Raw genomic sequence first — 12,286 nt, forward strand, 5'->3', positions numbered from 1 at the left:
GCATCATGAGTCCAGACACCAGCTTGCAGTTTTTCCAGTGTGATCCTTCCGCCTGCGGCGGGCAGCCGCTCCCCACGGACGCCGGCATCCTGGGTATGAGCAGCCTGCACCATCCGGCGCCAGCCCTGCCCTGGCCGGTACAGCGGGTACGCATGCCTCTGCTGGGCGGCATGCAACAACTGCACGAATACTGGCACAGTGCGGCACCCTGCCGCCGCGGCCGCTTCCAGGACATCCGCTTCAGTGCCAACGAGGACCTGCTCTACGGCGTGATCGAACTGCAAGAAAGCCATGGCAGCGACACCGGCACCGCCTTGCAGTTGGCCGCGGAAAAAGCCTACCGCCAGCTGTTCTCGCTGCTGGAGGCCGAAGGCTTCCCGCACCTGTGGCGGGTGTGGAACTACGTGCCGCGCATCAATGAGATGGAACACGGACTGGAACGCTACCGGCAGTTCAACATCGGCCGTCACCAGGCATTTGCCGACTTCGCGCGGCCGGTGAACAGCAGCCCTGCCGCCTGCGCGCTGGGCGTGGCCGAGGGCCCGCTGAGCATTGCCTTCCTGGCGGCGCGCCAGGCCGCGCGCGGCATCGAGAATCCGCGCCAGATCAGCGCTTTCGAGTATCCACGGCAATACGGGCCACGCAGCCCCACCTTTACCCGTGCCGCCATCGCCAACAGTGGCCGGCACGATATCCTGTTCATTTCCGGCACCGCCAGCATCGTCGGCCATGGCACCGTGCACATCGACGATGTGGTGGCGCAGACCCGGGAAACCGTGGCCAATATCGCCGTGCTGGTCGAGCAGGCCCGGCAGCTGGCGCCGGCCGCTGGCTACACCCTGGCCGGGCTGGACTACCGGGTTTATATCCGCCACGCTGCCGACTACCCCAAGGTGCGCGCCACGCTGGAGCAACTGATCGGCCGGGATATCCGGGCCGTGTATGTGCAGGCCGACGTCTGCCGCAGCGACCTGCTGGTGGAAGTGGAGGCGCACGGCATCGCCCGCCGCTCCTAGCAGGGTCTGTCGTAAGAGCCTGTTTACGTTCTCGCGAGCTGGAGCGAGACAAGGCGAAAACGGCTGAGGAAGCGGGGTTTACAAGCGGTAAATGAGCATTCCGCAGACGTTTTTAACGCCGTATGCCGACGCGCAGCAGATCGTAAACAGGTTCAAGGAAAGAACATGGCCATGAACACCCGCTATGCCGACAACGAACCGTCACGCGCCGAGATCGACGCGATGACCGGCCCGGTCCTGCTCGAATTCGGCGCGCCGTGGTGCGGCCACTGCCAGGCCGCGCAAGCACTGATCGCCGCCGCGCTCTCCCCCCATCCGGGCGTGTGCCACATCAAGATCGAGGATGGCAGGGGGCGGCGGCTGGGGCGCTCGTTCGGGGTGAAGTTGTGGCCGACGCTGGTCTTCCTGCGCGACGGCCAGGAAGTGGCGCGGCTGGTCAGGCCGGACGAGGCGGGGTCGATCGGCCGCGCGCTGGCGCAGATCGATGCCGCGCCGTGACCAGGGCTTCGGCCAACCTTGACCACCACCGCAGCACCGCCACGGCGAGGCAGGCCCATCGCTGCGCGGACATCACGCCCGGCCCAGACGCAGCGCCTGCTGCGACGGCGAAAAACGCAACGTGACGGCCACGGTGATCTACAAGTGGTGATACGCTAGCCGCGGGTACGATCGCCCAAGCGGCCGTCCGGACTTAACGTGACAACGGCGGGGCCTCGCGCTCCCGCCGTTTGTTTTGACGACACGCCTCCCGCCGGCCGCCTGACGCCGGCTGCGGCAAAACGAGGCTCAGGGGAAGGCCGGAATCGTCGGTTCGACACCTTCCAGATGGGCTTCCGGATGAATTTTCCGCAGCAAGTTCTCGATATCCTCGACCTCGGCCACCCGCACATCCACCATCAGCAGAATCTGGCCACGGTCGATGGCCTCGCGGAACGGCTTGAGCCGGCTGTTGGGCACCGAACAGCCGATCATGCTCGCCGCCCAAGGCCCGAACACGGCGCCGATCAGGAAGGTCACCAGCACCACGCCGCCCCACGGCAGGCCGGTGTCGGCCAGGATGAACAAGGCGGCCACCAGTCCCGAAATCAAGCCGGTGGCCCCACCGATGATCAAGCCCATCTCCGCGCTGTGGACGATGTCCGATTCCTGGAACAGGTTGGCACGGTGGAGACTGGACAGATCGACGCCTTCCTTGGCGAGAAAATGGATGTGCTTTTCCTCGATGCGCGCCAGCAGCAAGTCGTTCATCAGGCGCTGGGCATTGGCCAAGTCGGGAATAAGGTAATAAATCCGTTTGCGCATGGCGCCACCTCCCGGATTGCGATTGAAAATCACTACCTTGAAGTCATTTTATAGACCCAAACCCGCCCACTCTCAATCCCGCATCGCCCTGGCCATCCCACCGCGCCACGCTCGGCGCACCGATCGCCACCGTGCCCTTTGCCCACAATGTGCTAAGTTGAAACCACTGGAATGGCGGATCCGGGCACGCCTGGTCAGGCCCTGTCGAACACGGGGCAACGGTCAGGCGCCGCGGGGTCCGTTGCATCGACTGCTGTGCCAGGCCGGGAGATGTTGTCGATCCGGCACGCTTGCCTGGCGCATTGAAGCCGGCCGGCCACTCACCCGCCCTGCGCCGCTGGAGCCTGCGGCCCGTGACTGTCGTCCCTCATGCCGGACCGGAGTGTTCCGCGAGGAGAACTACGCAGGACCGATACCCTATGGCACTCGCAATCGTCTTGATGGCGCTGGTCGCCGCTGCCGTCCTGTTTCACTTCCTGAGTCCGTGGTGGCTCACGCCGCTGGCCTCCAACTGGGGACAGATCGACACCACGCTGATGATCACCCTCGCCATCACCGGGGCGTTCTTCATTGCCATCAATCTGTTCATTGCCTATTGCCTGATCCGCTTCCGCCAGCGTGACGGCCACCGCGCCGCCCACGATCCGGAAAACAAGAAGCTGGAAGGCTGGCTGACCGGCCTGACTGCGGTAGGCATCATCGCCATGCTGGCCCCTGGCCTGTTCGTCTACGCCGCCTATATCGATCCCCCCGCAGATTCCCTGGTGTTCGAGGCGGTGGGCCAGCAGTGGCAGTGGCGCTTCCGCTTCCCCGGCCGGGATGGCCGGCTGGGGGTCACGGATAGCCGCTTTGTGAGCGCGGAGAATCCGCTCGGGCTGGCCCCCAACGACCCTCACGGCCAGGATGACGTCCTGATCCTCAACTCGGAGGTCCACCTGCCCGTCGGCAAGCCGATCAAGGTCCTGCTGCGCTCCCAGGACGTCTTGCACGACTTCTACGTGCCGCCCTTCCGCGCGCGCATGAACCTGGTTCCCGGCATGGTGACCCATTTCTGGTTTACCCCGACCCGGACCGGCCGCTTCGAGATTCTCTGCGCGCAGCTGTGCGGCGTGGGCCATTTCAACATGCGCGGTTACGTGGTGGTGGAAGAGCCCGCGGCTTTTCAGGCCTGGCTTGGCCGACAGTCGACCTTTGCCCATGGCGCCACCCGCACGCCGGTCGCGGCGACCGGTGCCGCCCTGCCGGCGCAGGGCAAGCTGCTGGCGCAAAGCCGGGGTTGCGTGGCCTGCCACAGCGACGACGGTAGCGCCCGCGTCGGCCCAAGCTGGAAAGGCCTGTACGGCAAGACCGAGACCCTGGCCGACGGCAGCACCGTGCAGGTCGACCCTGCCTATATCGCCGAGTCGATCCGCACACCGAACGCCAAGATCGTGCACGGTTATCCGGCGATCATGCCCCCGTTCAGCCTGAGCGACCCGGAGCTCGCCGCGCTGATCGCCTACATGAAGACCCTGTCGGACAAGACCGTGGCGCAAGCCGGGACGCCCTGAGCGGGCCCGGACCGAAGATTGACAGCAGGAGGGTGTGATGGCGTATTCCTCAGCCGAGCAGCATCACGAACCGCACAGTTTCTGGACCCGCTACGTGTGGAGCCAGGATCACAAGGTGATCGCGGTGCAGTACACGCTCACCGCGATCGCCGTCGGGATGGTGGCCCTGGTGCTGTCCAACCTGATGCGGCTGCAACTGGGCTTTCCGGGCCGTTTCGCCTTCATCGACGCCAACCACTACTACCAGTACGTCACCCTGCACGGCATGATCATGGTGGTCTACCTGCTCACTGCGCTGTTTCTCGGCGGCTTCGGCAATTACCTGATTCCGCTGATGGTGGGCGCGCGCGACATGGTGTTTCCGCTGCTCAACATGCTGAGCTACTGGGTCTACCTGCTGGCGGTGCTGGTGCTGATGGCAAGCTTTTTCGTGCCCGGCGGCCCCACCGGCGCGGGCTGGACGCTGTACCCGCCGCAATCGATCCTGCCCGGCACGCCGGGTTCGGACTGGGGCATCATCCTGATGCTGGTCTCGCTGTTGATCTTCATCGTGGCCGCCACCATGGGCGGGCTGAACTACGTGATCACGGTGCTGCAGGCGCGTACCCGGGGCATGACGCTAATGCGCATGCCGCTGACGGTGTGGGGTATTTTCGTCGCCACCATCATGGCCTTGCTGGCGTTTCCGTCGCTGTTCGTCAGCGGCGTGATGCTGCTGTTCGACAAGGTGCTCGGCACCAGCTTCTTCATGCCGGCCATCGTGTCGATGGGGCAGGCGCTGAGCTACAAGGGCGGCAGCCCGATCCTGTTCCAGCACCTGTTCTGGTTCTTCGGCCACCCCGAGGTGTACATCGTGGCCCTGCCCGCCTTCGGCATCGTCTCGGACCTGATCAGCACCCATTCCCGCAAGAAGATCTTCGGCTACCACATGATGGTGTGGGCGATCGTGATGATCGGGGCGCTGAGCTTCGTGGTGTGGGCGCACCACATGTTCGTCAGCGGCATGAACCCCTACTTTGGCTTCTTCTTTGCCACCACCACGCTGATCATCGCGGTGCCCACCGCGATCAAGGTCTACAACTGGGTGCTGACGCTGTGGCACAGCAATATCCACCTCTCGGTGCCGATGCTGTTTGCCATCGGCTTCATCAGCACCTTCCTGATCGGCGGCCTGACCGGGCTGTTCCTCGGCAACGTCAGCGTCGACATCCCGCTCTCGAACACCTATTTCGTAGTCGCCCACTTTCACATGGTGATGGGGGTGTCGCCGATCCTGGTGATCTTCGGCGGCCTCTACCACTGGTTTCCCAAGGTGACCGGGCGGATGATGAACGACACCCTGGGCAAACTCCACTTCTGGGTGACCTTCCTCGGCACCTACGCCATCTACTTCCCGATGCACTACCTGGGCATCCTGGGCATGCCGCGCCGCTATTACGCCTACGACAACTACGCCTTCATTCCGGCCTCGGCCCAGCAGCTCAACGCCTTCATCACGGTGGCGGCGCTGATCGTGGGCGTCACCCAACTGGTGTTTCTCTACAACCTGGTCCACAGCGCGTTCCGCGGGCGGCCGGCGGGGAGCAACCCGTGGCGCGCCACCACGCTGGAATGGCAGACCCCGGAGACGCCGCCGGGACATGGCAACTGGGGCGCGGAGCAGCCGGAAGTGCACCGCTGGGCCTACGACTACAGCGTGCCGGGCATGGCGCAGGATTTCGTGCCGCAGAACAGCGCGGTGGCGGGCGGCGGCGATGACCACGACCAGACAGAGGTCAAAGCGGCGGCGCCCAGGCGCGGGAGGAAAAAGACATGAGCCTAGCGCAGAGCGCCCGCCACGATGCGGGCGGGGCACGGGACGGCATGCCGAGCGCGGGCAAGCCGGCATTGTGGGTGTTCATGGGCGTGGTGACGGTGCTGTTCGCCCAGTTTCTGCACGCCTACATCGTGCGCATGGGCTACGCGGATTGGCAGCGACTGCCAACGCTGCCGACGGTGTGGCTGAACACCGCGCTGCTGCTCGTGAGCAGCGCGGCCCTGCAGTGGGCCCAGGTGGCCGGCCGGCACGGCCGGCGCGCCGGCATGAGGGGTGGGCTGTTTTTGGGCGGCGTACTGGCGTTGGCGTTTCTCGCCGGCCAGCTGTGGCTGTGGCGGCAACTGACCGCGCTCGACTACGTCATCGCCAGCGGCCCGGCCAGCAGCTTCTTCTACCTGCTGAGCGGATTGCACGGCATCCACCTGATCGGCGGGCTGGTCGCCTGGGGCATGACCATAAGACGGGTGGGACACAACGACGTGACGGCGGACGGGCTGCTGGCCGTCGAACTGTGCGCCCGCTACTGGCACTTTCTGCTGGCGTTGTGGCTGGTGCTGCTCGGGCTGCTGTTCATCGTGCCGCCCGCCACCATCCTGGCCATCTGCAGCAGCACCTGAAGCCCGCCGTGCGCGGGTACGCTGCCGGCGTGCCGGCATGACAACAAGGGGGACGTGACCTTACCCGCCATCCGGGTCGGGCCGAGTATGTTCTTTTTGCGAGGTAGGCCATCATGGCACAGCGCAAATCATCCCCTCCCGAGCCCCCGCTCACACCCGCTGCCGGCTGGCAGGGGGTGGTGGTCGATTGGTCGGGCGACCGCGAAGCCTTCAAGGTGCCCTGGGGCAAGGCGATGATGTGGGTGTTCCTGCTCAGCGACACCTTCATCTTCGGCGGTTTCCTGACCGGCTACATGACGGTGCGGATATCCACCACCGTTCCCTGGCCCAATCCCAGCGAGGTGTTCGCGCTCACCATCGGCGGCACGGCGGTGCCGCTGATCCTGATCGCCATCATGACCTTCATCCTGATCAGCAGCAGCGGCACCATGGCGATGGCGGTCAACTTCGCCTACCGCCGCGAGCGCGTGAAATGCGCGGCGCTGATGCTGGCCACGGCAGCGCTGGGCGCGTGCTTCGTCGGCTTGCAGGCCTTCGAATGGACCCACCTGATCGTCGAGGAAGGGGTGCGGCCGTGGAGCAACCCGCTGGGCGCGCCGCAGTTCGGCTCGACCTTCTTCATGATCACCGGCTTTCACGGCCTGCACGTCAGCGCCGGGGTGATCTATCTGGCCACCGTCGCGCTCAAGGTGCTGGGCGGGCGCTACGAGAAGAGCGGCAACTACCAGATCGTGGAAATCGCCGGGCTGTACTGGCACTTCGTCGACCTGGTGTGGGTCTTCATCTTCGCCTTCTTCTACCTGTGGTGAGGTGACGCCATGGAACATACCTCCGGCCAGCAACACCCGATCGGCCTGTATCTGAAGGTATGGGGCCTGCTGTTCGTGCTCAGCACCCTGTCCTACCTGGTCGACTACTTCCATCTCCAGGGCTTGTTGCGCTGGTTCCTGATCGTGGCGTTCATGCTGCTGAAGGCGGGGCTGATCGTCAGCGTCTTCATGCACCTGCGCTGGGAGCGGCTGGCCTTGGTCTACGCCATCCTGATTCCCCCACTGTGCCTGCTGGTGCTGGTGGGGCTGATGCAGGCGGAGGCGAACTACACCTTCTCGACGCGCGGCGTGTTCTTCGGCCATGAGGCTGCGGTGGTGAATCACGTCAAGCCGAAGTGAAGGGACGACGCCTTTCGCGTCCCGAACAGACGGCCCCCCGCCGGATAGCGATTCCCGCGGGGGTTCAGGGTTGGCCGAAGACGCCGTGGCGGCGCTAGGCGGAAGGGTGCGGGCTGGTGGAACCGCGCACCAGCAGGCGGCCGGCCAGCACCACGCTGCGGATGCTGAGCCCGGGGTCGTCGAGCCGGCTCAGCAGCATCTCCATCGCGGTGCGGCCGATTTCGTACACCGGCTGCTCGATCACGGTCAGGCCGTTGCCGACCAGGCCGGTCCACACCTCGTTGTCAAAGCCCGCCAGCGCCAGGTCGTGGGGTGAGGACAACCCGGCGCGCTGCAGCGCACGCAGCGCCCCCAGCAGCAACAGGCCGTTGCTGGCGATCAGCGCGTCGGGACGCTGCTCTTCGGCCAACCATTGCGTCACCACCGCCTCGGCCGCCTCGGCGGTCGGCGCGATGAAGCGCCCCTCCCCGGCCAGGCCGTGCGCCGCCAGCGCCGCCTCGAAACCGGCGTGGCGCTCGGCGCCGGTGCTGCTGGTATTGCCGAACAGGCCGCCGATATGGCGATAGCCCTGCGCCACCAGGTGCTCCACCAGCTGCCGTGCCGCCAGCCGGTTGTCCAGCACCACGGCGTCGGCCTGCCCGGCCGGCCCGGCGCGGTCGATCATCACCACCGGGAAATCGTAGGCGTCGGGGCGCAGGCGGCGCGCGGTGTCGCGCGTCGGCGAGAAGATCACGCCGCTGACGCGCTCCTCCTCCATCAGTCGCAGGTACATCGCTTCCTTGTCGGCGTTCTCGTCGGTGTTGCACAGGATCACCCGCATGCCGGCCTGGTAGGCGGCATCCTCGACCGCGCGGCTGACGGCGGTGAAGAACGGGTTGCGGATATCCGACACGATCAGGCCGACGGTCTGGGTGTGCTGCGAACGCAGGCGGCGCGCCGACAGGTTGGGCCGGTAGCCCAGCTGCTTGGCGGCCTCTTCGACGCGGTGGCGCAGGGCCGCGCTGACCGGCCCGCTGCCCAATGCCCGCGAGACGGTGGCGACGGAGACGCCGGCGGCGGCGGCGACATCCTTGATTTTGGCGCTCATGGTGTCCTGATATCGATTTCCTGTATTGCGCCTGATCCTCGCTGAAATCGCGTCACTACGCAAGCCCCTTGTCTTGCCATGGTTGTCTCAAAAATGGCCACAGCCAAGGATTTCGCCATCGGTTGTTGGCATAAGACGATTGACAGCCAAAATGTAATCGATTTCAATTGCTGCACATCAATGATGAACCTGCCGCTGTCGGCACCCCCGGCTAAGCCCGTGCCGCAGCCCCCTGGACAGGTTTCAGGCAAAGAGTGAGGAGACACCATGCCACTACCGCTGATTCCGGCCGAACTGGTCCGGCTCGGAGCGAGCCCGGCCGACAAGAATGGCGCCATCGCCGAGGCAGGGCATTTGCTGGCGTCGGCCGGCTATATCGACCCGGCCTACATCGACAGCCTGCTGCGCCGTGAAACCGTCGCCAACACCTTCCTCGGCCATGGCGTCGCCATTCCGCACGGCATGATCGAAGACCGCTACCTGATCCGCCACACCGGCGTGGCGGTGCTGCAGATTCCGGGCGGCCTGGAATGGAACCCGGGACAGCGCGTGCACCTGGTGGTGGCCATCGCCGCCCAGTCGGACGAACACATCACCCTGCTGCGCCGCCTCACCCGCCTGCTGCAGGACGAAAAACAGCTGCAAACACTGTTCGGCACCAACGACCCGGCGCCGCTGCTGGCGGCGCTCGGCGAGGATGCCGTGGTGGCCGAAGCGGCCGTGGCCACGGTGGCCGACCACGAGCACCACTTCAGCTGGACCATGGAATACCCCAACGGCCTGCACGCCCGCCCCGCCACGCTGTGGGTGGAAACCGCGCGCCGCTTCGACGCCGACGTACTGGTGCGCAATCACCAGGAAAGCGCCGACTGCAAGAACCTGATCGGGCTGTTGCAGCTCGGCCTGCAGCACGGCCACGAGCTGCACGTGTCGGCCTCCGGCCCGGAAGCCGAGCAGGCGCTGGCCACGCTGCGCGACGTGATGACGCGCATCACCGCGCAGGAGCAGGCCGACGCCGCCGCCGCCGCGCTGAAACAGAAGAATGCCAACCGCCAGGGCTGGGCGCCGGCCGGCGCGCTGCCCTCGATCGGCGGCATCAGCGCGAGCCCGGGGCTCGCCATCGGCACCACGCGTCAATTGCGCGCACACGCCGTCGACGTGAAAGACCGTCCGGGCCAACTGATCGACGGCGGCGCCGAGCTGGAAGCCGCGCTCGTCGCCACCCGCGACGAACTCGAAGAACTGGCGCTCGACACCGCGCGCCGTCTCGGCACCGCCGAGGCCGGCATTTTCCGCGCCCAGGCCGAATTGCTGAACGACAGCGAGCTGATCACGCTGACCTGCCGCTTCATGGTGCAGCAGCACGGCGTGGCCTGGGCTTGGCACCAGGCGGTGGAGCAGCAGGCTGGGCGTCTGGCGGCGCTGGGCAGCCCGCTGTTGGCGGCGCGTGCCGCCGACCTGCGCGACGTCGGCCGCCGCGTGCTGGCCAAGCTCGACCCGAGCGCCGACACCGGCAGCAACGGCGTCAACGGCAACGGCGAGACCATCCTGATCGCCGCCGACCTAGCCCCATCCGACACCGCCACGCTGGATGTCACGCGCACCCTCGGCCTGTGCACCGCGCAGGGCGGCCCGACCTCGCACACCGCGATCCTGGCGCGCACCCTGGGCCTGCCGGCGCTGGTGGCCGGCGGCGCCGCGCTGCTCGACGTGCCGGACGGCACCACCGTGATCCTGGACGGCCACGGCGGCCGGCTCTACCTCGACCCGTCCGCCGAAGACCCGGCCTCTGCACGACGCTGGCTGGCCGAGCAGCAGGAGCGCGACGCGCGCCAGGCCGCCGACCGCGCGCTGCCGGCGCAGACCCGCGACGGCCACCGCGTCGAGATCGCCGCCAACGTCAACCGCCCGGAAAAAGTCGCCGAGGCGCTCACCGCCGGCGCCGAGGGCGTCGGGCTGATGCGCACCGAATTCTTGTTCCTGGAGCGCGATACCGCGCCAGACGAGGAAGAGCAGTACGCCACCTACCGCGCCATGATCGAGGCGCTGCAAGGCCGTACCCTGATCATCCGTGCGCTCGATATCGGCGGCGACAAGCAGGTGCCCTACCTCGACCTGCCGCGTGAAGAGAACCCGTTCCTCGGCGTGCGCGGCGCGCGCCTGCAACTGCGGCGCGCCGATCTGCTCGAGCCGCAGTTGCGCGCGCTGTACCGCGCCGCGGCGCACGGCCCGATGTCGATCATGTTCCCGATGGTGACCTCGCTGGACGAAGTACGCACGCTGCGCGCCCACTGCGAGCGGGTGCGCCAGGAACTTAACGCGCCGCAGGTGCCGCTGGGCATCATGGTGGAAGTGCCGGCGGTGGCGACCATGGCCGACAGGCTGGCCGAACACGTCGATTTCTTCTCCATCGGCACCAACGACCTCACCCAGTACGTGCTGGCGATCGACCGTCAGCACCCGGAACTGGCGCGCGAGGCCGACAGCCTGCACCCGGCGGTATTGCGCCTGATCCAGCAGACCGTGGACGGCGCGCGCCGCCGCCAGGTGTGGGTCGGCGTGTGCGGTGGCCTGGCCGGCGACCCGCTCGGCGCCGCCATCCTCACCGGCATCGGCGTGCACGAGCTGTCGATGAGCCCGCGCGACATCCCGGCGGTCAAGGCGCGCCTGCGCGCCGCCACCCACAGCACCCTGCTGGAGCTGGCGCGCCAGGCCCTCGAGTGCGACAGCGCCGCCGACGTGCGCGCGCTGGAAGGAGACGCGGCATGACCCGCCCCATCGTCACCGTCACGCTCAACCCGGCGATCGACCAGACCGTGATGCTGGACCAGCTCCAGCCGGGCGCGGTCAACGTGGCGCGCTCGTCGCAGATCAACGCCGGCGGCAAGGGCGTGAACGTCGCCAGCTGCCTGGCCGACTGGGCGATTCCGGTGATCGCCACCGGCATTCTCGGCCGCGACAACGCCACCGCGTTCGAGCAGCTGTTCGCCGACAAGGGCATCAACGACCGCTTCGTTCGTCACGACGGCGCCACCCGCGTCAACATCAAGCTGGTGGACGGCTCGGACCGCAGCACCACCGACGTCAACCTGCCGGCCGAGCCGGTGGCGCGCGCCACCTTCGAGGCGCTGCTGCAGCAGCTCGACGACCTGGCCGAACCGGGGCGCTGCTTCGTGCTGGCGGGCAGCCTGCCCGCCGGGCTGGGCGACGACTGCTACGCCGTGCTGATCGGCCGCCTGCGCCAGTACGGCGCGCACGTGGTGCTCGACAGCAGCGGCGCCGCGCTGGCCGCGGCGCTGGCCGACGGCGTGGCCACCCTGCCCGCCTGCATCAAGCCCAACCGCCACGAACTGGAACAGCTGGTCGGCCGCGAGCTGGCGACGCTGGACGAAGTGGGCGAAGAAGTGGCCCGGCTGCGCGCGCGCGGCATCGCCGAAGTGGTGGTGTCGCTGGGCGAGGACGGCGCGCTGTTCGCCGGCAGCGAGGGCGTCTGGCTGGCCCGTCCGCCCAAGGTGGCGCTGACCAGTACCGTGGGCGCCGGCGACGCGCTGGTGGCCGGCCTGATCGCCGCCCGCTACGGCGGACGCAGCGCCCCGGACGCCGCGCGGCTGGCGGTGGCGTTTGCCGCCGGCAAGCTGGCGCAGGTCGGCCCGCACCTGCCGGCCGCCGCCGAGGTGGAAGCGCTGGCGGCCCGCGTCGATCTGGCGCAACTGGTGGCCTAGCCCCACC

The 12,286-nt window shown here is 67.3% G+C and carries 11 protein-coding genes; 9 read left to right on the top strand and 2 right to left on the bottom strand.

Going from position 1 to position 12,286, the window contains the following annotated elements:
- The first annotated feature begins 5 nt into the window (after window positions 1-5).
- Both ABKF58_RS19900 and ABKF58_RS19905 read left to right on the top strand, forming a co-directional pair.
- Window positions 6-1,016, top strand: a complete 1,011-nt coding sequence (locus ABKF58_RS19900; RefSeq protein WP_482582922.1) for a chorismate transformation FkbO/Hyg5 family protein — start codon at window positions 6-8, stop codon at window positions 1,014-1,016.
- Window positions 1,017-1,181: 165 nt separating this feature from the next.
- The gene (locus ABKF58_RS19905; RefSeq protein ID WP_482582923.1) at window positions 1,182-1,514 is read left to right on the top strand and encodes a thioredoxin family protein; all 333 of its coding nucleotides are present in this window, start codon (window positions 1,182-1,184) and stop codon (window positions 1,512-1,514) included.
- Window positions 1,515-1,802: 288 nt separating this feature from the next.
- Here the strand turns inward: ABKF58_RS19905 and ABKF58_RS19910 are convergent, their stop codons facing one another.
- Entirely contained in the window at window positions 1,803-2,318 is a 516-nt protein-coding gene (locus ABKF58_RS19910; RefSeq protein ID WP_014086485.1) for a hypothetical protein, read from the bottom strand.
- 419 nt (window positions 2,319-2,737) lie between these two features.
- Here ABKF58_RS19910 and ABKF58_RS19915 point away from each other — a divergent pair, with 419 nt between their 5' ends.
- The 5 genes from ABKF58_RS19915 to ABKF58_RS19935 all read left to right on the top strand — a co-directional run bounded on the left by ABKF58_RS19915 (window position 2,738) and on the right by ABKF58_RS19935 (window position 7,470).
- A complete protein-coding gene (locus ABKF58_RS19915) occupies window positions 2,738-3,868 on the top strand; it encodes a c-type cytochrome (RefSeq protein ID WP_482582924.1) in 1,131 nt (376 codons plus the stop codon).
- A 37-nt stretch (window positions 3,869-3,905) separates the two neighbouring features.
- A complete protein-coding gene (gene ctaD, locus ABKF58_RS19920; RefSeq protein WP_482582925.1) occupies window positions 3,906-5,684 on the top strand; it encodes a cytochrome c oxidase subunit I in 1,779 nt (592 codons plus the stop codon).
- The gene (locus tag ABKF58_RS19925) at window positions 5,681-6,301 is read left to right on the top strand and encodes a cytochrome c oxidase subunit 3 (RefSeq protein ID WP_482582926.1); all 621 of its coding nucleotides are present in this window, start codon (window positions 5,681-5,683) and stop codon (window positions 6,299-6,301) included. Before ctaD ends, ABKF58_RS19925 begins: the two co-directional genes overlap by 4 nt.
- 113 nt (window positions 6,302-6,414) lie before the next feature.
- Window positions 6,415-7,110: a heme-copper oxidase subunit III family protein gene (locus ABKF58_RS19930; protein WP_014086481.1), complete on the top strand. Its 696-nt coding sequence runs from the start codon at window positions 6,415-6,417 to the stop codon at window positions 7,108-7,110.
- Between the two features lie 9 nt (window positions 7,111-7,119).
- The gene (locus tag ABKF58_RS19935; protein ID WP_482582927.1) at window positions 7,120-7,470 is read left to right on the top strand and encodes a cytochrome C oxidase subunit IV family protein; all 351 of its coding nucleotides are present in this window, start codon (window positions 7,120-7,122) and stop codon (window positions 7,468-7,470) included.
- A gap of 94 nt (window positions 7,471-7,564) precedes the next feature.
- Here the strand turns inward: ABKF58_RS19935 and ABKF58_RS19940 are convergent, their stop codons facing one another.
- The gene (locus ABKF58_RS19940; RefSeq protein WP_482582928.1) at window positions 7,565-8,557 is read right to left on the bottom strand and encodes a LacI family DNA-binding transcriptional regulator; all 993 of its coding nucleotides are present in this window, start codon (window positions 8,555-8,557) and stop codon (window positions 7,565-7,567) included.
- A gap of 267 nt (window positions 8,558-8,824) precedes the next feature.
- Here ABKF58_RS19940 and ptsP point away from each other — a divergent pair, with 267 nt between their 5' ends.
- Together ptsP and pfkB are read left to right on the top strand one after the other, a co-directional pair.
- Entirely contained in the window at window positions 8,825-11,326 is a 2,502-nt protein-coding gene (ptsP, locus tag ABKF58_RS19945) for a phosphoenolpyruvate--protein phosphotransferase (protein WP_482582929.1), read from the top strand.
- Entirely contained in the window at window positions 11,323-12,279 is a 957-nt protein-coding gene (gene pfkB, locus ABKF58_RS19950) for a 1-phosphofructokinase (RefSeq protein WP_482582930.1), read from the top strand. The genes ptsP and pfkB overlap by 4 nt, the downstream gene beginning before the upstream one ends.
- Window positions 12,280-12,286: the final 7 nt, after the last annotated feature.

Source organism: Pseudogulbenkiania sp. AW2-16, assembly GCF_056824575.1.

Excerpts from the sequence above, each read along its gene's own strand:
- ABKF58_RS19900 (WP_482582922.1), top strand. The coding sequence starts at position 6 with ATGAGTCCAGACACCAGCTTGCAGTTTTTCCAGTGTGATCCTTCCGCC.
- ABKF58_RS19905 (WP_482582923.1), top strand. The coding sequence starts at position 1,182 with ATGGCCATGAACACCCGCTATGCCGACAACGAACCGTCACGCGCCGAG.
- ABKF58_RS19910 (WP_014086485.1), bottom strand. The coding sequence starts at position 2,318 with ATGCGCAAACGGATTTATTACCTTATTCCCGACTTGGCCAATGCCCAG.
- ABKF58_RS19915 (WP_482582924.1), top strand. The coding sequence starts at position 2,738 with ATGGCACTCGCAATCGTCTTGATGGCGCTGGTCGCCGCTGCCGTCCTG.
- ctaD (WP_482582925.1), top strand. The coding sequence starts at position 3,906 with ATGGCGTATTCCTCAGCCGAGCAGCATCACGAACCGCACAGTTTCTGG.
- ABKF58_RS19925 (WP_482582926.1), top strand. The coding sequence starts at position 5,681 with ATGAGCCTAGCGCAGAGCGCCCGCCACGATGCGGGCGGGGCACGGGAC.
- ABKF58_RS19930 (WP_014086481.1), top strand. The coding sequence starts at position 6,415 with ATGGCACAGCGCAAATCATCCCCTCCCGAGCCCCCGCTCACACCCGCT.
- ABKF58_RS19935 (WP_482582927.1), top strand. The coding sequence starts at position 7,120 with ATGGAACATACCTCCGGCCAGCAACACCCGATCGGCCTGTATCTGAAG.
- ABKF58_RS19940 (WP_482582928.1), bottom strand. The coding sequence starts at position 8,557 with ATGAGCGCCAAAATCAAGGATGTCGCCGCCGCCGCCGGCGTCTCCGTC.
- ptsP (WP_482582929.1), top strand. The coding sequence starts at position 8,825 with ATGCCACTACCGCTGATTCCGGCCGAACTGGTCCGGCTCGGAGCGAGC.
- pfkB (WP_482582930.1), top strand. The coding sequence starts at position 11,323 with ATGACCCGCCCCATCGTCACCGTCACGCTCAACCCGGCGATCGACCAG.